At 40.3% G+C, this 18,915-nt stretch carries 17 protein-coding genes; 16 read left to right on the top strand and 1 reads right to left on the bottom strand.

All coding sequences use genetic code 11. The features are described from left to right. Nucleotides 1-4 precede the first annotated feature (4 nt). From B7705_RS07725 to B7705_RS07675, 11 genes are all read left to right on the top strand, one after another. A complete protein-coding gene (locus B7705_RS07725; protein ID WP_084948823.1) occupies nucleotides 5-1,108 on the top strand; it encodes a prephenate dehydrogenase in 1,104 nt (367 codons plus the stop codon). A 10-nt stretch (nucleotides 1,109-1,118) separates the two neighbouring features. Beyond that, nucleotides 1,119-1,457: a YlbF/YmcA family competence regulator gene (locus B7705_RS07720; protein WP_084948822.1), complete on the top strand. Its 339-nt coding sequence runs from the start codon at nucleotides 1,119-1,121 to the stop codon at nucleotides 1,455-1,457. A 90-nt stretch (nucleotides 1,458-1,547) separates the two neighbouring features. Next, a complete protein-coding gene (aroA, locus tag B7705_RS07715; RefSeq protein ID WP_084948820.1) occupies nucleotides 1,548-2,831 on the top strand; it encodes a 3-phosphoshikimate 1-carboxyvinyltransferase in 1,284 nt (427 codons plus the stop codon). Continuing rightward, complete coding sequence (locus B7705_RS07710) at nucleotides 2,824-3,300, top strand: shikimate kinase (protein ID WP_084948818.1); 477 nt, start codon at nucleotides 2,824-2,826, stop codon at nucleotides 3,298-3,300. The genes aroA and B7705_RS07710 overlap by 8 nt, the downstream gene beginning before the upstream one ends. After that, nucleotides 3,297-4,145 (top strand): prephenate dehydratase, encoded by an 849-nt coding sequence (gene pheA, locus B7705_RS07705; protein ID WP_084948817.1) that lies wholly within the window; start codon nucleotides 3,297-3,299, stop codon nucleotides 4,143-4,145. The genes B7705_RS07710 and pheA overlap by 4 nt, the downstream gene beginning before the upstream one ends. Then, nucleotides 4,142-5,422: an LCP family protein gene (locus B7705_RS07700; protein WP_084948815.1), complete on the top strand. Its 1,281-nt coding sequence runs from the start codon at nucleotides 4,142-4,144 to the stop codon at nucleotides 5,420-5,422. The genes pheA and B7705_RS07700 overlap by 4 nt, the downstream gene beginning before the upstream one ends. A gap of 147 nt (nucleotides 5,423-5,569) precedes the next feature. Continuing rightward, complete coding sequence (locus B7705_RS07695) at nucleotides 5,570-6,406, top strand: LicD family protein (RefSeq protein WP_084948814.1); 837 nt, start codon at nucleotides 5,570-5,572, stop codon at nucleotides 6,404-6,406. Beyond that, on the top strand, nucleotides 6,403-7,371 hold the full coding sequence (locus tag B7705_RS07690) for a glycosyltransferase family 2 protein (RefSeq protein WP_084948812.1): 969 nt from the start codon (nucleotides 6,403-6,405) through the stop codon (nucleotides 7,369-7,371). Before B7705_RS07695 ends, B7705_RS07690 begins: the two co-directional genes overlap by 4 nt. A 21-nt stretch (nucleotides 7,372-7,392) precedes the next feature. After that, nucleotides 7,393-9,567: a LicD family protein gene (locus tag B7705_RS07685; RefSeq protein ID WP_084948811.1), complete on the top strand. Its 2,175-nt coding sequence runs from the start codon at nucleotides 7,393-7,395 to the stop codon at nucleotides 9,565-9,567. 42 nt (nucleotides 9,568-9,609) lie between these two features. Beyond that, nucleotides 9,610-10,422, top strand: coding sequence for a LicD family protein (locus tag B7705_RS07680; RefSeq protein ID WP_084948809.1), 813 nt, complete (start codon nucleotides 9,610-9,612; stop codon nucleotides 10,420-10,422). 36 nt (nucleotides 10,423-10,458) lie between these two features. Then, nucleotides 10,459-12,984: an MBL fold metallo-hydrolase gene (locus tag B7705_RS07675; RefSeq protein ID WP_084948807.1), complete on the top strand. Its 2,526-nt coding sequence runs from the start codon at nucleotides 10,459-10,461 to the stop codon at nucleotides 12,982-12,984. Between the two features lie 47 nt (nucleotides 12,985-13,031). On the opposite strand, the gene B7705_RS07670 is transcribed toward B7705_RS07675, so the two are convergent. After that, a complete protein-coding gene (locus B7705_RS07670; protein ID WP_084948806.1) occupies nucleotides 13,032-14,510 on the bottom strand; it encodes an oligosaccharide flippase family protein in 1,479 nt (492 codons plus the stop codon). 122 nt (nucleotides 14,511-14,632) lie between these two features. Between B7705_RS07670 and mecA the strand changes: the two genes are divergently transcribed. The 5 genes from mecA to msrB all read left to right on the top strand — a co-directional run bounded on the left by mecA (nucleotide 14,633) and on the right by msrB (nucleotide 18,876). Then, nucleotides 14,633-15,373: an adaptor protein MecA gene (gene mecA, locus B7705_RS07665; protein WP_084948804.1), complete on the top strand. Its 741-nt coding sequence runs from the start codon at nucleotides 14,633-14,635 to the stop codon at nucleotides 15,371-15,373. A 147-nt stretch (nucleotides 15,374-15,520) separates the two neighbouring features. Further along, the gene (locus B7705_RS07660; RefSeq protein ID WP_084948803.1) at nucleotides 15,521-16,807 is read left to right on the top strand and encodes a homoserine dehydrogenase; all 1,287 of its coding nucleotides are present in this window, start codon (nucleotides 15,521-15,523) and stop codon (nucleotides 16,805-16,807) included. A 1-nt stretch (nucleotide 16,808) separates the two neighbouring features. Further along, nucleotides 16,809-17,678: a homoserine kinase gene (thrB, locus tag B7705_RS07655; protein WP_084948801.1), complete on the top strand. Its 870-nt coding sequence runs from the start codon at nucleotides 16,809-16,811 to the stop codon at nucleotides 17,676-17,678. A gap of 76 nt (nucleotides 17,679-17,754) precedes the next feature. Then, on the top strand, nucleotides 17,755-17,877 hold the full coding sequence (locus B7705_RS09790; RefSeq protein ID WP_002875566.1) for a hypothetical protein: 123 nt from the start codon (nucleotides 17,755-17,757) through the stop codon (nucleotides 17,875-17,877). A gap of 60 nt (nucleotides 17,878-17,937) precedes the next feature. Next, on the top strand, nucleotides 17,938-18,876 hold the full coding sequence (msrB, locus tag B7705_RS07645; protein ID WP_084948800.1) for a peptide-methionine (R)-S-oxide reductase MsrB: 939 nt from the start codon (nucleotides 17,938-17,940) through the stop codon (nucleotides 18,874-18,876). Nucleotides 18,877-18,915 lie beyond the last annotated feature (39 nt).

The raw sequence follows: 18,915 nt of genomic DNA, 5'->3' as shown, positions 1-18,915 counted from the left end.
CCTTATGGCAAAAACCATCTATATCGCAGGTCTCGGTTTGATTGGTGCTTCGATGGCACTCGGTATCAAGCGCGATCATCCTGATTATGAAATTTTAGGTTATAATCGCAGTCAGGCTTCGAGAGATATTGCCTTGGAGCGAGGAATGATAGACCGTGCGACGGATGATTTTGCCAGTTTCGCTCCTCTAGCAGATGTCATCATCTTGACCTTGCCAATCAAACAGACCATTGCTTTTATTAAAGAGCTGGCAGATTTAGACTTGAAAGAAGGCGTCATTATCTCGGATGCAGGCTCAACCAAGTCAGCCATTGTAGATGTGGCGGAGCAGTATTTGGTTGACAAGCCTGTTCGCTTTGTCGGGGCCCATCCCATGGCTGGTAGCCACAAGACAGGGGCTGCCTCTGCGGATGTTAATCTCTTTGAAAATGCCTACTATATCTTCACACCTTCGAGCCTGACAAGTCCTGACACACTTGAGGAAATGAAGGATCTGCTTTCAGGCCTTCATGCTCGTTTTATCGAGATTGATGCCAAGGAGCATGATCGGGTGACTTCTCAGATTAGTCATTTTCCTCATATTCTGGCTTCCAGCCTTATGGAGCAGACAGCAGTTTATGCTCAAGAACATGAGATGGCAAGACGCTTTGCGGCGGGTGGTTTTCGAGATATGACTCGCATTGCGGAAAGCGAGCCAGGTATGTGGACTTCTATTCTCTTGTCCAATCGTGAGACTATTCTAGATCGAATTGCGGATTTCAAGGATCGCCTAGATGAGGTTGGACAAGCCATCAGCAAGGGAGATGAAGAGCAAATTTGGAATTTTTTCAATCAGGCGCGTGCGCAACGTCAGGCTATGGAAATCCATAAGCGTGGTGGTGTGGATAGCTCTTACGACCTCTATGTCGACGTTCCCGATGAAGAAGATGTCATCTTGCGTATTTTGGAATTGCTACGTGGAACTTCCTTGGTCAACATTCACATCAACGAAGAAAACCGTGAGGATGTTCACGGGATTCTACAAATTTCATTTAAAAATGCTCAAGATTTGGAACGAGCGGAGCGCTTAATTACAGAAAATACAGACTACACAGTCGTCATCAAATAAGGAGAAAATCATGTCAAATATTTACGATAGTGCAAACGAACTCAGTCGCGGTCTACGCGAATTACCAGAATACAAGGCGGTTAAGTCAGCCAAAGATGCTATCCAAGCTGATGAACAAGCTAGCAAGATTTTTGCAGACTACCTCGCCTTCCAGCAAGAAATCCAAGTCATGGCGCAAACGGGACAAATGCCAGATGCCTCTTTCCAAGAAAAGATGCAGTCTTTCAGCAAGCAAATCCAAGAGAACGCTCTTTTGTCAGATTTCTTTGCCAAACAGCAACAGTTATCTATTTACCTTTCAGACATTGAAAAAATTGTCTTTGAACCTGTTTCAGAATTATTGAAATAGTATTTTATCTGTATAAAAGCCAGAAATTTCAGGAATTTCTGGCTTTTTTGTGATAAAATAAGAAAAAGTATTGCAAGTATGAGGTCAACTATGAAACTAAAAACAAACATTCGCCACTTACATGGCAGTATCCGGGTTCCAGGTGACAAGTCTATTAGCCACCGTTCGATTATTTTTGGAAGTTTGGCTGAGGGCGAGACTAAGGTTTATGATATTCTGCGTGGAGAGGATGTTCTCTCAACCATGCAGGTTTTTCGTGATCTTGGTGTTGAAATAGAAGATAAAGACGGTGTGATTACGATTCAAGGTGTAGATATGGATGGCTTAAAAACTCCGCAAAACGCCTTGGATATGGGGAATTCTGGCACCTCGATTCGCCTGATTTCAGGTGTCCTTGCTGGTGCAGACTTCGAAGTAGAGATGTTTGGAGATGATAGTCTTTCTAAACGTCCTATGGATCGTGTGACGATTCCATTGAAAAAAATGGGCGTTAGCATTGCAGGGCAAACCGAGCGAGACCTGCCTCCTCTTCGCCTAAAAGGGACGAAAAACCTTACACCTATTCACTATGAGTTGCCAATCGCCTCTGCCCAAGTCAAGTCCGCCTTGATGTTTGCAGCCTTACAGGCTCAGGGGGAGTCCGTTATTATCGAGAAAGAATGTACTCGTAACCACACCGAAGATATGCTTCAGCAATTTGGTGGTCATTTAAGTGTGGATGGCAAGAAAATTACAGTCCAAGGACCACAAAAACTTACCGGACAAAAGGTAGTTGTGCCAGGAGATATTTCCAGTGCAGCCTTTTGGTTGGTCGCAGGTTTGATTGTGCCAGATTCTCGTGTGGTGCTGCAGAATGTGGGCATCAATGAAACGCGTACTGGTATTATTGATGTCATTCGTGCCATGGGAGGAAAACTAGAAATAACTGAAATCGATTCAGTCGCTAAATCAGCAACCTTGACTGTCGAGTCTTCAGGCCTCAAAGGAATAGAGATAGGTGGAGCCTTGATTCCACGTTTGATTGATGAATTACCTATTATTGCCCTTCTAGCGGCACAAGCACAAGGTGTAACGGTCATTAGGGATGCTGAGGAACTCAAGGTAAAGGAAACAGACCGCATTCAGGTAGTAGCAGACGCCTTAAATAGCATGGGGGCGGATATCACTCCTACAGCAGATGGGATGATTATCAAAGGAAAATCAAGACTTCATGGCGCTAGAGTCAATACGTTTGGTGACCATCGAATTGGAATGATGACAGCCATCGCAGCCCTCTTGGTTGCAGATGGAGAAGTGGAACTTGACCGTGCTGAAGCCATCAATACCAGCTATCCTAGCTTCTTTGATGATTTGGAGAGCTTGATTCATGGCTAAGGTATTACTTGGATTTATGGGGGCTGGCAAGTCAACAATCGCTAGAGGATTGGACCCAGACTACATCGATATGGATGCCTTAATCGAGGAACATTTGGGCATGTCCATTGCGGATTTCTTCGCTGAAAAAGGAGAAGTGGCCTTTCGTCAAGTAGAGTCAGAAGTCCTAGCTGACTTACTAAAAACGGATCGAGTTGTGTCAACTGGCGGAGGAGTAGTCGTGTCTCAGAGAAATCGTGACTTGCTCAAAACCAATCCCGATAACATCTATCTAAAAGCAGATTTTGAAACCCTCTACCAACGTATCGCAGCTGATAAGGACAATCAGCGCCCGCTCTTTCTTAACAAAAGCAAGGAAGAACTGGCCAGTATTTTCCAAGAAAGACAAGCTTGGTATGAGGAAGTAGCCAGTCAAGTTCTGGATGTGACCAAGCTAAGCCCAGAGGAAATTATAGAGGAACTGAGATGAAAATTGCCTATCTAGGTCCCAAGGGATCTTTTTCGCATCATGTTGTGCAGACAGCATTTCCCAAAGAGGAATTGCAGGCTTTTGCTAATATCACAGATGTTATTAAGGCCTATGAACAGGGCTTGGTGGACTATTCTGTGGTACCAGTTGAAAACTCCATTGAGGGGAGTGTGCATGAAAGCTTAGACTATCTGTTTCATCAGGCGGATATTCAGGCTGTTGCAGAAATCGTACAACCCATTCATCAGCAGCTGATGGTAGTTCCTGGTCAGTCAGAAATTGAGAAAATCTTTTCTCATCCTCAGGCTCTGGCTCAGGGAAAGAAATTCATAGAGGAGCATTATCCAGAAGCTCAGCTTGAAGTGACGGCAAGTACAGCTTATGCAGCTCGCTTTATTGCTGAACATCCAGACCAACCTTTTGCAGCTATTGCGCCTAGAAACTCAGCTAGAGAGTATGGTTTGGAATTGATAGCAGAAGATATCCAAGAAATGGAGGCCAATTTCACTCGTTTTTGGGTTTTAGGGTCTGAGATTCCCGCTATCCCTTTGCAATCACAAACTGAAAAAATGAGTTTGGCCTTAACCTTGCCAGACAATCTTCCTGGGGCACTTTATAAGGCTCTTTCAACCTTTGCTTGGCGAGGTATTGACTTAACCAAGATAGAAAGTCGTCCCCTCAAAACGGCACTAGGTGAATACTTTTTCATCATAGATGTGGATTATAGTGCCAAAGAGCTGGTTCATTTTGCCAGACAAGAACTAGAAACAATTGGTATCCAGTACAAGATACTGGGGACCTACCCTATTTTCACTATTAGGGATTTAGGAAAGGAGAGCCTATGAGCAAAGAAAGCCCTTTAAGTCATCATGAGAAGTTACGCTATGACTACCTTTTTAAGAATATTCATTACCTAAATGACAGAGAAAAGAGAGAATTTGACTATTTAAAAAGAAAAATGGACGGTGGATTTCCCTCTAATGAAGGTGAAAGGGAAAAAAATCTAGGGAAGGACATTGGAATTCCACAATATTCCAATCAAAGTCGCTCGAATAGACATCAGAAATTTTCCTCTCTTCCAGAAGTAAAAAAGAAGAAACCAAGAAGATTTTTTAAACGAGTTCTAATTTGGCTTTTACTGTTGATAACCTGTGTGGCTGCGGGCATGATTATTATGTTCCTTCGAGGTTTCCAGTCGGCAACTACTAGCAATAAGCCAGCTGATGCAAAAGCGGCACAAGTAGAGGTCTTTAATGGTCAAGATACTAAAGACGGGGTGAATATCCTAATCATGGGGACAGATGGCCGTATTGGTCAAAATAGTGCAGAAACTCGCACAGACACGATTATGGTGTTGAATGTTAGTGGTTCGGATAAGAAAATCAAGCTAGTCAGCTTCATGCGTGACAACCTAGTCTATATTGATGGCTACAGCCAGATTGTGAATGGCAAGAAACAAACGGATAATAAACTCAATGTTGCCTATGAACTTGGGGAACAAGAAGGGCAAAAAGGGGCAGAAATGGTCCGCAAGGTTCTAAAAGACAACTTTGATTTGGATATTAAGTACTATGCCCTAGTGGATTTTCAAGCCTTTGCAACAGCTATTGATACGCTATTTCCTGATGGGGTGACTATAGACGCTAAGTTTTCAACGTTAAATGGTCAGCCTCTGACAGAAGCCACAGTTGGAGATGATCTTCATGCAACAGAAACCGAATCGCCAACTCAAACTATTAAAGTTGGGAAACAGCAGATGAATGGCTCAACCTTGCTCAATTACGCTCGCTTCCGTGATGATGATGAAGGAGACTATGGTCGTACCAAACGTCAGCAGCAGGTCATGTCAGCAGTTCTTGAGCAAATCAAAGATCCGACCAAACTCTTTACAGGATCAGAGGCACTTGGAAAAGTCTTTGGAATGACTTCTACCAACCTACCATATACCTTCTTACTGACCAATGGCTTATCAGTTATCGAAGGCGCACAGAATGGTATCGAAAGATTGACAGTGCCAGAACTTGGCGATTGGGTAGATGCTTATGATGTCTACGGAGGACAAGGTCTACTTGTCGACCAGAACAAATACCGGACTAAACTCGCCCAAATGGGAATGAGATAATATGTAAATAAATAAAAATCAAAGCTTCATTCACTGGTAAAAATGGTGGATTGGGCTTTGATTTTTTACGGTATCTGATGGATTTTTAAGGCTTTTTTATGGTATAATAAAACGATATAACTCGTTATTGGACAGAAGAGGAGAGACATGAGTGATTTGAAAGCGATTCAGGCTCGTAGTCTGGAAATGGCTGAATATTTCGTCGCATTTTGTAAAGAACATAATTTGTTATGCTATCTCTGTGGTGGAGGAGCGATTGGTGCCCTTCGCAACAAGGGCTTCATTCCTTGGGATGATGACCTAGATTTTTTCATGCCTCGCAAGGACTATGAAAAGTTAGCCGAACTATGGCCTCGTTATGCAGATGAGCGTTATTTCTTGTCAAAGAGTCACAAGGATTTTATAGACCGTAACCTTTTTATTACTATTCGTGATAAGGAAACAACTTGTATCAAGCCTTATCAGCAGGATTTGGATTTGCCACACGGTTTGGCCTTGGACGTTTTGCCTTTGGATTATTATCCTAAAAATCCAGCTGAGCGCAAGAAACAAGTCCGCTGGGCTTTGATTTATTCACTCTTTTGCGCCCAAACTATCCCAGAAAAGCATGGTGCCATCATGAAATGGGGAAGTCGTATTTTACTCGGTTTGACTCCTAAATCTCTACGTTATCGCATTTGGAAAAAAGCTGAAAAAGAAATGACCAAGTATGGTCTGGCTGAGAGCGATGGAATCACGGAATTATGCTCAGGTCCTGGCTACATGCGAAACAAATATCCAATCGCATCTTTTGAAGACAATCTTTTCTTGCCATTTGAAGGAACTGAGATGCCCATTCCAGTCGGTTATGATGCCTATCTCAGCACTGCTTTTGGGGACTATATGACACCGCCACCAGCGGACAAGCAGGTACCACATCATGATGCGATTATAGCGGACATGGACAAGAGCTACACAGAGTACAAGGGAGAATTTGGAGCATGATGGGAGAAAAAATAAGCGTTATCGTTCCAGTCTACAATGTAGAAGCCTATCTGGAGCGATGTGTGGAGTCGATTCTTCAACAGACTTATGCCCATTTTGAGTTAATCCTAATCAATGATGGTTCTACTGATTCCAGTGGACAGATCTGTGATCACTTAGCATCTCGGCATGAGAATATCAAGGTTTATCATATCGAAAATGCTGGAGTCTCAAATGCGAGAAATATGGGAATTCAGCTAGCGACGGGTGCTTGGATCACCTTTATTGATAGCGATGATTTCGTTACTAAAGATTATCTAGCTACTTTAGCTAGTGCAATTGAGGGGGAAAATATAGGCTTTGTAATCGCTCCTCTACACCATATCAAAAATGGAATTGTGACAGATTTACCTCCTCATTCTGGAAAAACAGAACTCTGGTCAACAGAAGAAACCATGAAGGAACTACTGATGACTACCAGAACGTCATTTTTTCCAGTTGCAAAACTGTTTAAGAGAGACCTGCTTGCGGATGAAAAGTTTAATACAAATTATCACCTAGCTGAAGATGCCTTGTTTTTAACTGAATTGCTACTAAAGACAAGATGCAGTAGCGTATTTATTGACAAACCTGTTTATTACTATGATCATCGTGAGGGAAGTGCAACAACATCTGTTAACCAGCATGTATTTGACACGATAGAAGTTTATAAGCAAATAATTGCTCAAGTTTCACAAGTCTTTCCTGATTTAAAACCTGAATTAATAAATAGAGAATGTTGGTCGTACATCACAGTTTACGATAAAATTATCTTTACTTCACGTGAAGAGTATCAAAAGGAGAAAGCCGAGCTGAGGACTTGGATTGTTCAGCACCGACGCGAAATATGGAAGGATGCTTATTTCACTACTTTTCGCAAGGTAGCGATCCTTTCACTTGTCATTTCTCCATGGCTATATAAGAAAATTGTTGGATTAAAAAATTAATATCATGAGAAGGAGTTGAAAATGAATTTTTCAAAAATGGATGAATACTTTGAAAAATCAAAACGATGGATTGCATATCTGTTTGTTTTCATTTCGATTTTAAGTATGAGTTCACTGGTTTATAAGATAGCAAATCCAATCTATAAGGGATTGTCAGCGATTGTTGTACTTTATATTTGCTACACATTGTTGTTTAAGTGGAAACAGATTACAGTAGATCGAAAGTTTTTGGCCTTATTTGGCTTGTTATCTGGAAGCCATCTGCTATCAGCTATATTCAATCGCTCTGGACATTTGATTGGAAATGTGATTGAAATCCTCTTCATGGTAACCTATGTTTTATTATTTACCATGTTACAATCAGGGCAACTTAAAAAATTATTTGACTGGATTGCCTATACGGTTCAAATTGTATCTTTTTCTTCAGCAATTTTTGCGTTTGGTTTATTGATAAGTAGAGTCCTTATCCTATTTAAGATTGGCGAACAATCCTATTACTATGGTGTCATGAATGGACGTCTATGGGGAATTGTTAATCCTAATGCAAGTGCGATATTTTCATACATTAGCATTATTTTAGCTATGTATTTGATCCACAAAGGAAGTAAATATTCTGTTTATCTTAAACTGAACAATCTGATTCAATTAGTTTACTTCGCTACAATGCAAAGTCGGGGAGCCTTACTTTCTTTACTTATCATGATTGGACTCTATAGTTTCTTTGCTACTAGAGGAAGTATCGTTAAACGATCCCTCACTTTTATAGTTGCTAGTTTGCTGATTACTGCTACCAACATTGGATTAAGCTATGTAACTTCAATCTATATCGCATCTGAAACTGCGACTGTTTTTGACTTAAACAAAGGACAGTCCTACGCTGAGACAGATTCGTCTGTTACCAAGAAGAACGGTGAACTCCATCTAATTGAAACAACACCAAGTGGTAGAACCTATATATGGAAAAATGCCATCAAGATGGGAAGTGCCAAACCAATTTTTGGTTATGGTGTACGGAATGTTCCAGATTACTATACAGAATATTTCAGTAAATTCGAGATTCAAAACTCCCTTATCGGTGGGAATTTCCATAACATTTTTGTGACCATATTTGTCAGTTCGGGAGTTCTAGGCTTGGTATCCTTCCTTCTTATACTGGCTTATGTCATCAAGCGCTTTTTAACTTATTTGATTGTGTCCAAGAAAAATACTGACAAATTGATTATGATTCTTTTCTTCGGTATTTTGTTTGGTCAGTTGTTTGAAAGTCAGATTATGTACTCTACCAACTTTATCAATATCATCTTTTGGTTGGCAATCGGTTATGGACTAGTGGTTTGTAAACGAGATGAAGGAGTTCGGTATCAAGAAGTAACAGATGTCAGTGAAATTCAACAGATGGAACTTGGAATCATGGAGTACATTCATGAAGTTTGTCAGAAAATTGGTGTCAAGTATTTCCTAGCATATGGAAGTCTAATTGGTGCGGTTCGCCATAAAGGTTTTATCCCTTGGGACGATGATATGGATATCTGCATGTTACGAGAAGATTATGAGAAACTACAAGATTACCTTATCGCTAACCCTGATGAACGTTATGAGGTCATGTCTTATAAAAATAATCTCAATTATGTCTATCCTTTTATGAAAGTGCAGGATAACCATACCTACTTGCTAGAAGAAGATGTACGAATTGATTCCAATATGGGAATTTATGTGGATATTTTCCCTGTAGATGGTTATGAAGATGATTCAGATTTTAAAAACAAGATGACGAAACTCATAAAGAAACGTCAATTGAGTTGTTACACTTTTAAAGGAATTACCAACACGAAAAGTCTACTAAATTCTTTGATCCGTTATATCTCTGTTGTCATTTTCTATTTTACAAATACGAATAAGTATGTTGAGCAAATTGATGAGCTTGCTAAATCTAGAGCAGTTGCTGACTATGAGCAAGTTGACTATTTGATTTACAAGGATATGAATAAGCCAGTTTGGAAACGTGAGTGGTTAGAACAAGTGATTGTGGGAACATTTGAAGGTAAGGAATTTATGATTCCAAAACACTACCATGAAATTTTGACCTCTGACTATGGGGATTACATGCAATTGCCCCCTCTTGAACAGAGAGTATCTCACCATGATTTCAAACTGTGGAAAATCACTAAAAGTTCTAAGCAAGCAAATCGCAGTTAAAAATCGTTTAAAAAATTAGTCAAAATTAGGAGAATAGAAAGTATGTCTGAGAGAGTTTTAAGTCTTGAAGAAATAAAACAAGTGGAGTTGGATATTTTAAAGTATCTACATGAACTATGTGAACAGCATCAGATTAAATATTTTATTGATTTTGGAACCTTACTAGGAGCTGTTCGCCATAAAGGATTTATCCCTTGGGATGATGATACGGATATTTCCTTGGCGCGAGATGAATTTGAAAAGCTTTATAAGGTTTTAAAAAATGAGAATCATCCCTACTACAAATTGATTTCATTTAGAGAAACAAAAGGCTATCCTTACAGTTATCTACGTGTTCATGACATTCGAACACGTAGAGATGCCAATCTTCTGGACCCGACAGTCGTATTGGGAACTTGCGTTGACATTTTTCCATACGATGGTGTCGTGACGGAGGAAAGTGATTGTAAGAAAATGAAGCTCTATAAACACTTTGTCCGCCTTTCTTCTTTGAATTTCAAAGGAATTAAATCAGAAAATGGGGGGCTAAAAAATCTGCCTCGTTATATTGGATCAGCTATTTTTCGTCTAAGCTCTCCACAAACTTGGAATCAAAAATTAGAGAACCTTGCTTTGAAATATAGTGTAAATCAAGCTACAGATCTTACCTGTACGATATTTGATCCAAGTTTTCCAGAGGGAATCAAAAAAGAATGGCTCTATGATCTGATTGATGTGCCATACGAAAACATCGTAGTGAAGGCTCCGAGAAAATACCATGAAATTCTTGCCTACGAATTTGGATCAGATTATATGACTCCACCACCTGTTGAACAGCAGGTTCCAGGAACTGATAAGAATTATTGGATTGATTAGTAAGAGATTGTTTTCATCGAGAAAGGAGTGTTCAAGATGAAGAATAAAAAATTAGTTAAATCAGTCAGTTATAGTTTATTTGCTTTCCTTTTTGTGTTAATTGGTTTATCACAACAAGTTAATGCAGACACCATTACTGCTGGTTCAGGTAATCGTATCCATTTCATAAATACTAAAGCAAAATCTGGGAGTGATGCCATCCTTCTGGAGAGCAATGGTCATTATGCCTTGATTGATATGGGGGAAGATTATGACTTTCCTGATGGAAGTGACCCACGCTATCCAAGCCGCTGGGGAATTTCCATGAGAAATTATCAAGTCTTGGAAGACCGTTTGATTCGCCATCTTGATCAGATTGGTGTTAAAAAATTAGATTTTATTTTGGGGACTCATGTTCATAGTGACCATATCGGCGGAGCAGATGAAATACTCAATCGTTATAAGGTTGATAAGTTTTATTTGAAAAAATATTCAGATGATCGGATCACCTCACACTGGGGACTATGGGATAATCTTTTCAATTATGATAATGCTTTGAGAGCAGCTCAAAAACGAGGAGTTACTCTTATTCAGAATATTTCAGATGAGGATAGCCATATAAAATTAGGTGATATGGATATCCAGCTCTACAACTATAAGAATGAATATGATGTTGATGGAAATCTGAAAAGAGTTCGAGATGATAACTCCAACTCCATTGTTTCAGTGGTGACTGTGGCAGGAAAGAGAATCTATCTTGGTGGAGATTTGGATAATGCCGAGGGAGCAGAAGATAAGTTAGGTCCAGTTATCGGTAAGGTTGATATGATGAAATGGAATCATCATTATGATGCGACAATTTCAAATACGATTAATTTCCTTGAAAACTTATCACCAAAAATGGTTATTCAGACAACTGGTGGAGATATTAATGTTGCTTCAACCAGAGAATACCTTCAGAAGAAAAATATTCAGGTTCTTCATGCTGCTAGCCAAACTCAAGATGCTACCGTTTTTGATATTAGCGATAAAGGATTTGCTAATGTTTCAAATACCTTCCCTGACATCCCTGTAGTTGACGAAAAATGGTATCAAGAAGGTGGCTACTGGAAATATCGTTTAGCAGATGGAGAAATGGCTATCGGTTGGAAAGAGATTGGCGGAGCCACTTACTTCTTTAATGGAAAAGGGCAAATGCAAGCAGGAAGCTGGCTTCACCTTAATGATGATTGGGGAGAAAATGCTAAGGGGAATGATTACTATCTCAACTCAAATGGCAAAATGCAAACAGGCGGTTGGTTCAAGCTGGATGGCTCTTGGTATTATATCCAATCAAATGGCGCTAGACGATTTAGTGAACTTTCTGAAATTGGAGGGAAGAAATATCTCTTTGCAGCAGATGGAAAGATGCTAACAGGAAATCAAGTCTTTAATGGCAAGAAGATGTTCTTTGCAGACAGTGGTGCACTCCAAACAGCAGGTCATCCTTCAACTTGGCAAAAGATTGATTCAGATTGGTATTTCTATGATGAGGATGGGCTAAAGACCATCGGTAAAAAGAATATCAACGGAAGCACATACTACTTTAATCAAGAAGGTGTCATGCAAACAGGCTGGGCCTTTGTTGATGGTCACTGGAACTATTTTGCAAGTTCTGGAGCTATGAAAACTGGCTGGGTCAAGGATCAGGATACTTGGTATTATCTGGACAAAGATGGCATCATGCTCACTGGAAAACAAGATATAAATGGTACTCGTTACTACTTGAACGCTAGTGGTGCCATGCAAACAGGCTGGAAATGGCTAGAGAACAATTGGTATTACTATGCGAACTCAGGAGCTATGAAAACAGGCTGGATTAAGGATAATGAGAAATGGTATTATCTAAATCAAGATGGTATTATGCAGACTGGAAAACAAGAAATCAATGGTACGCGTTACTATTTGAATACCAGCGGTGCCATGCAAACAGGCTGGCAGTGGCTTGATAAACACTGGCATTACTACGCTGACTCAGGAGCTATGAAAACTGGTTGGTTGAAGGATCAAGGAACATGGTATTATCTTGAAGATCAGGAAGGTATCATGCTGGTCGGTTTCCAACAAGTAGATGGTAAGCAGTATTACTTTAGTGCATCAGGAGCTATGCAAACAGGCTGGAAATGGTTTGATAATCATTATCGTTACTTTGAAGGAAGTGGAGCTATGAAGACAGGTTGGATAAAGGATAAAGGAATCTGGTATTATCTCAATCCTGAAGATGGCATCATGCTAGTTGGTCTTCATAAAGTAAATGGTGATCATTATTACTTTGATGAATCAGGAGCTATGCAGACCGGTTGGAAACGAATTGACGGTAATTGGTACTATTTCCAAACAGATGGTTCCTTGTTGAAAAATGCCACCACACCGGATGGTTATAAGGTAAACGAGGAAGGCATTTGGAGACAGGCTGTTGCTGCTGTCAATGGCGAAGCAGATCAGTCAGAGAAGAAGCAAGAAGCTAGTTCTTCTATTGCTGAACAGCCAAAACAAGATTCAAATCTAGAAGTCAATACTTCTGACAAGAAAGAAAAAGAATAAAAGAAACACCCTACTAGTAAACGCTCGTTTATCAGTAGGGTGTTCTTTTAGTTTCTTTTGATCTTAGCTAGTACTAGGTTCAGTGCATAGTGTAATGTTTTGTCTTTGGCGATAAAAAGCATCAAGAGATAGTAGATTCCACAAGTAGCTATGGTAGAGAGAACCATGAGGATCATGTTGAGGTTCACCGTATAGGAACTGATTTGGAAAATCATCTTGAAAATATAGAAGATCGGAATAAATCCAAGGGATATGAGACCATAACGTGTTAAGGTCACAAAGATTTCTTTTAAATTGATTAGTTGGTGTTTCCTAATAAAATGAATTTCTAAGAGAACAACGATGGCTTCTGCAATAATGGTAGTAGCAATATAATACTCAGGGGCAAAAATATTATTGATATACAAGATACAGTTGAAGAGGAGATTTGCTCCACCACCAGCAAAGTAGAAAGCGGTCAAGCGGTTCTCGTGGTCATTGATAAAGATAATTTGCTTACCAAGAATCAATTCAATAGCCCAGATAATGGTTCGAAAGGCGAAGACGCTAGTCACGATACCTGCTTCAAGATACTTTTCAGAAGAGTAGATAACCGTTGCATACTTTCCTAAAATCATAATTCCGAAACTAGTTGGAATCATGAGAAAATAGAATAATGATGCCGCTTGATTTACAAGATAATTATAAGAATTGTAATCCTTTTTCCCGAGGTAGTAGCCGAGACGTGGAATGCTGACACTGATAGCTCCACTTAAGACACCAGCAATCAGCATGACGATGCTATAGGCAATTGTATAATAAGAAATATAGTTTTCATCTGGTCCCTTGGTGATAAACATTCTATCTAGCAAGGTATAAAGCATATTGGCATTTGCCAAGAGAAGCATAGTAAAGAGTGGTTTAGAAGCCTTAGCTAACTCAATGAAACCAATTTTGACAAAGGAAACTTCTCTCTTAATCCAAAGAAAACTAAGGAGGTAGTTGAGGATAGTGGTCGCTGTCATGACGATAGCATAAGGAACGATATCATCAGCAGTTTTGACAAAGGCAAAGATAGCGACCAGCATGGTAATCCGAATAATCAATGTCTTGTAAAGGATAAAGGCATAGTTTTCATAGGCCTCATTCATCCATTCGATATTGAGGAATTGGAAGAGAGCCTGGGCCCCTAGGATGTAGTAGAGGACTTTCAGGTTCTCAATGCTGGTGTCAAAGAAGATAAAGAGGAAGTAGATACCAGTCGTCAGGAGAGAGGTGAAAACTGAGATATAAAACAACTTAGAAAAGACGTAGTTGATTTTATTCTTGTCATCTTTGACCTTACTGATAGCTCGAATCCCGTAGTTGTATATCCCAAAAGCAGCTAGTGGAATAACAAAGCTAGCCCAGGTATTGGCGGTGTTGAAATAACCGTAGTTGGATTTGCTGAGGATCCGCGTCAGATAAGGGTTGGTTATCAGCGGAAAAACGATATTGAGAATATTGACCAGCAAGCTAGCCAATGCATTAACTTTTATATTTTTCATTGAACTTTCTTTCTTAAATGTAACATTATCTCTAGTATTATATCACATTCCAGCTTCATTCTTTTGATAAAATCGTAAAAATCTAGTATAATAGATAGACTGAAAGTATGAGGTTACTAGATATGAAGATGAAACAAATTAGTGATACAACACTAAAAATCACGATGACTTTAGATGATTTGATGGATCGAGGAATGGAAATTGCAGACTTTCTCGTTCCTCAGGAAAAAACCGAAGAGTTTTTCTATGCTATTTTAGATGAACTGGAAATGCCAGACAATTTCTTGGATAGTGGCATGCTGAGTTTTCGTGTGACGCCAAAACCAGATAAGGTTGATGTCTTTGTGACCAAGTCCAAGATTGACCAGAATCTGGATTTTGAAGATTTGGCGGACCTACCTGACATGGAAGAATTGGCCCAAATGTCACCAGATGAATTTCTCAAAACTCTGGAAAAGAGCATTGCAGACAAGACCAAGGACGATATTGAGGCTATCCAATCTCTAGAACAGGTAGAAGCTAAAGAAGAAGAGCAAGAGCAGGCAGACAAGGAGACGGAGAATAAGAAAGAACCTTATATCTACTATATCCTGCGCTTTGCAAGCCTTGCTGACTTAGTTGCTTTTGCAAAGACGGTTAACTACCAGATGGAAACATCTGAACTCTATAAGATGAATGACCACTATTATTTGACAATTTTAGTCGATATTGAAAATCATCCAAGTCCCTACCCAGCTTGGCTCTTGGCTCGTATGCGTGAGTTTGCAGATGACAGTGACATCAGTCGTTCCGTTTTGCAAGAGTATGGGCAAATCTTGATCAATCACGATGCAGTTCTAGGTCTGCAAAAGATTAATTCATAATTTTTAAAATCAATTTTCATTTATCAAGAAAGACGAATCATGGGATTCGTTTTTTCTTTTCTATCTATAAATAGTGGTTTTCTTGGATAGGAATTTTCACAAAATTCTGTTATAATGGCTATATCAGAAAATTTCTAGGAGATAAACATGACAGTTAAAATTGCTTTACTTGGATTTGGTACCGTTGCAAGTGGTGTGCCATTCCTCCTAAAGGAAAATGGAGAAAAAATCATCCAATCAGCTCATTCTGAGATTGAAGTAGCCAAGGTATTGGTCAAGGATGAAGATGAAAAGAATCGCTTGCTTGCTGCAGGGAATGACTTTAACTTTGTAACCAATGTAGATGATATTTTAGCAGACAAAGATGTTACCATTGTAGTGGAATTGATGGGGCGTATCGAACCAGCTAAAACCTTTATCACTCGTGCCTTAGAAGCTGGAAAACACGTTGTGACAGCAAACAAGGACCTTTTGGCTGTCCATGGTGCAGAATTGTTAGAAACCGCTAAAGATCATAATGTAGCACTTTACTACGAAGCAGCAGTAGCTGGTGGTATTCCAATTCTTCGTACCTTGGCAAATTCATTAGCTTCTGATAAAATCACGCGCGTTCTTGGTGTCGTTAACGGAACTTCTAATTTTATGATGACCAAAATGGTCGAAGAAGGCTGGTCTTACGATGACGCTCTTGCGGAAGCACAAAGACTTGGATTTGCAGAAAGCGACCCTACAAATGACGTGGATGGGATTGACGCAGCATACAAGATGGTGATTTTGAGCCAGTTTGCTTTTGGAATGAAGGTTGCCTTTGACGATGTAGCCCACAAGGGAATCCGTACCATCACACCGGAAGACGTAGCTGTAGCCCAAAACCTTGGCTATGTAGTGAAATTGGTTGGTTCTATCGAGGAAACTCCTTCTGGTATTGCTGCGGAAGTAACTCCAACCTTCCTTCCTAAAGCACATCCACTTGCCAGTGTGAATGGGGTAATGAACGCAGTCTTTGTGGAGTCTATCGGCATCGGTGAATCTATGTACTACGGACCAGGTGCGGGTCAAAAACCAACTGCGACAAGTGTTGTAGCAGATATTGTCCGTATCGTTCGTCGCTTGAATGATGGTACTATTGGTAAAGACTTCAACGAATATAGCCGTGACTTGGTTTTGGCAAATCCAGAAGATGTTAAAGCAAACTACTATTTCTCAATCTTGGCACCAGATTCAAAAGGTCAGGTCTTGAAATTAGCTGAAATCTTTAATGCTCAAGATATTTCCTTCAAGCAAATTCTCCAAGATGGCAAAGAGGGTGACAAGGCGCGTGTAGTGATTATCACACATAAGATTAATAAAGCACAGCTTGAGAATGTTTCAGCAGAGTTAGCCAAAGCTTCAGAATTTGACCTCTTGAATACCTTTAAGGTGTTAGGAGAATAGGATGAAGATTATTGTACCTGCAACCAGTGCCAATATTGGGCCAGGTTTTGATTCGGTCGGTGTAGCTGTTACCAAGTATCTTCAAATTGAGGTCTGTGAAGAACGGGATGAGTGGTTGATTGAACACCAGATTGGCAAATGGATTCCCCATGACGAGCGTAATCTTTTGCTTAAGATTGCCTTGCAAATTGCGCCAGACTTGCAACCGAGACGCTTGAAAATGACCAGTGATGTTCCCTTGGCGCGTGGCTTGGGTTCTTCAAGCTCGGTTATTGTTGCTGGGATTGAACTGGCCAACCAATTGGGCAAGCTAAATTTATCTGATCATGACAAATTGCAGTTAGCGACTAAGATTGAAGGACATCCTGACAATGTGGCTCCAGCTATCTATGGAAATCTTGTTATTGCGAGTTCTGTTGAAGGGAAAGTCTCTGCTATTGTGGCAGACTTCCCAGTGTGTGATTTCCTAGCTTACATTCCAAACTATGAATTACGCACTCGAGACAGCCGTGGTGTCCTGCCTAAAAAATTGTCCTACAAGGAAGCAGTTGCAGCTAGTTCTATCGCAAATGTCGCTGTTGCGGCTTTGTTGGCAGGAGACATGGTGACTGCTGGCCAAGCAATCGAGGGAGACCTCTTCCACGAGCGCTATCGTCAAAGTCTGGTCCGTGAATTTGCGACGATTAAGCAAGTAGCCAAAGAGAATGGTGCCTATGCAACCTATCTCTCTGGTGCTGGACCAACAGTTATGGTTCTGGCTTCTCATGATAAGATGCAAGCGATTAAGGAAGAATTACAAAAGCAACCCTTCAAAGGCAAACTGCATGATTTGAAAGTTGATACGCAAGGTGTCCGTGTCGAAACAAAGTAAAGAAATAGAAGATAGGATGGGGAAAGTCTCGACTAGAGGGCTTCCTATCCTTTTTTTGAAAAGAAGTTTATACTCAATGAAAATCAAAGAGCAAACTAGGAAGCTAGCCGCAGGTTGCTCAAAACATGGTTTTGAGGTTGTAGATGAAACTGACGAAGTAAGCTCAAAATACTGTTTTGAGGTTGCAGATGTAAGCTGACGTGGTTTGAAGAGATTTTCGAAGAGTATTAGTTAAAAACTTGATAAAGGAGAAACGAAGATGGCAGAAATTTATCTAGCAGGTGGTTGTTTTTGGGGCCTAGAGGAGTATTTTTCACGAATTTCAGGCGTATTAGCAACCAGTGTCGGCTACGCTAATGGCCAAGTCGAAACGACCAATTACCAGCTGCTCAAGGAAACAGACCATGCAGAAACGGTTCAAGTGATTTATGATGAGAAAGCAGTGTCACTCAGAGAGATTTTGCTTTATTATTTCCGTGTCATTGATCCCTTGTCTATTAACCAGCAGGGGAATGACCGTGGTCGCCAATATCGAACTGGGATCTACTATCAGGATGATGCAGACTTGCCAGCTATCTATACAGTGGTGCAGGAGCAGGAGCGCATGCTGGGTCGAAAGATTGCAGTAGAGGTGGAGAAACTTCGCCACTACATTCTGGCAGAAGATTACCACCAAGACTATCTCAAGAAAAATCCTTCGGGTTACTGTCATATCGATGTGACCGATGCTGAGAAGCCCTTGATTGACGCCTCTAACTATGAAAAGCCTAGTCAAGAGGTGTTAAGGAAAAGTTTATCTGAAGAGTCTTACCATGTTACACAAGAAGCTGCTACAGAGGCTCCATTTACCAATGCCTATGACCAAACCTTTGAAGAAGGGATTTATATAGACATCACGACGGGTGAGCCACTCTTTTTTGCTAAGGATAAGTTTGCCTCAGGTTGTGGTTGGCCAAGTTTTAGTCGTCCGATTTCCAAGGAGTTGATTCACTACTACAAAGATCTGAGTCATGGGATGGAGCGAATCGAGGTTCGTTCTCGGTCGGGAAATGCTCACTTGGGTCATGTTTTCACAGATGGACCCCAGGAGTTAGGTGGCCTGCGTTACTGTATTAACTCTGCATCCTTGCGCTTTGTAGCCAAGGATGAGATGGAAAAAGCAGGATATGGCTATCTATTACCTTACTTAAACAAATAAAACTGAGAGGGTGGGGCTTCCCACTTTCTTCATTTCCAG

This window comes from Streptococcus oralis subsp. dentisani, from assembly GCF_002096685.1.
Taxonomy (GTDB): domain Bacteria; phylum Bacillota; class Bacilli; order Lactobacillales; family Streptococcaceae; genus Streptococcus; species Streptococcus oralis_AD.
Note: the sequence above shows the minus strand (reverse complement) of the source record. Positions and strands in the feature narration are given on the sequence as shown.

What these genes read in the sequence shown, in the direction of transcription:
- B7705_RS07725 (WP_084948823.1), top strand. Translation starts at nt 5, where the DNA reads ATGGCAAAAACCATCTATATCGCAGGTCTCGGTTTGATTGGTGCTTCG.
- B7705_RS07720 (WP_084948822.1), top strand. Translation starts at nt 1,119, where the DNA reads ATGTCAAATATTTACGATAGTGCAAACGAACTCAGTCGCGGTCTACGC.
- aroA (WP_084948820.1), top strand. Translation starts at nt 1,548, where the DNA reads ATGAAACTAAAAACAAACATTCGCCACTTACATGGCAGTATCCGGGTT.
- B7705_RS07710 (WP_084948818.1), top strand. Translation starts at nt 2,824, where the DNA reads ATGGCTAAGGTATTACTTGGATTTATGGGGGCTGGCAAGTCAACAATC.
- pheA (WP_084948817.1), top strand. Translation starts at nt 3,297, where the DNA reads ATGAAAATTGCCTATCTAGGTCCCAAGGGATCTTTTTCGCATCATGTT.
- B7705_RS07700 (WP_084948815.1), top strand. Translation starts at nt 4,142, where the DNA reads ATGAGCAAAGAAAGCCCTTTAAGTCATCATGAGAAGTTACGCTATGAC.
- B7705_RS07695 (WP_084948814.1), top strand. Translation starts at nt 5,570, where the DNA reads ATGAGTGATTTGAAAGCGATTCAGGCTCGTAGTCTGGAAATGGCTGAA.
- B7705_RS07690 (WP_084948812.1), top strand. Translation starts at nt 6,403, where the DNA reads ATGATGGGAGAAAAAATAAGCGTTATCGTTCCAGTCTACAATGTAGAA.
- B7705_RS07685 (WP_084948811.1), top strand. Translation starts at nt 7,393, where the DNA reads ATGAATTTTTCAAAAATGGATGAATACTTTGAAAAATCAAAACGATGG.
- B7705_RS07680 (WP_084948809.1), top strand. Translation starts at nt 9,610, where the DNA reads ATGTCTGAGAGAGTTTTAAGTCTTGAAGAAATAAAACAAGTGGAGTTG.
- B7705_RS07675 (WP_084948807.1), top strand. Translation starts at nt 10,459, where the DNA reads ATGAAGAATAAAAAATTAGTTAAATCAGTCAGTTATAGTTTATTTGCT.
- B7705_RS07670 (WP_084948806.1), bottom strand. Translation starts at nt 14,510, where the DNA reads ATGAAAAATATAAAAGTTAATGCATTGGCTAGCTTGCTGGTCAATATT.
- mecA (WP_084948804.1), top strand. Translation starts at nt 14,633, where the DNA reads ATGAAGATGAAACAAATTAGTGATACAACACTAAAAATCACGATGACT.
- B7705_RS07660 (WP_084948803.1), top strand. Translation starts at nt 15,521, where the DNA reads ATGACAGTTAAAATTGCTTTACTTGGATTTGGTACCGTTGCAAGTGGT.
- thrB (WP_084948801.1), top strand. Translation starts at nt 16,809, where the DNA reads ATGAAGATTATTGTACCTGCAACCAGTGCCAATATTGGGCCAGGTTTT.
- B7705_RS09790 (WP_002875566.1), top strand. Translation starts at nt 17,755, where the DNA reads ATGAAAATCAAAGAGCAAACTAGGAAGCTAGCCGCAGGTTGCTCAAAA.
- msrB (WP_084948800.1), top strand. Translation starts at nt 17,938, where the DNA reads ATGGCAGAAATTTATCTAGCAGGTGGTTGTTTTTGGGGCCTAGAGGAG.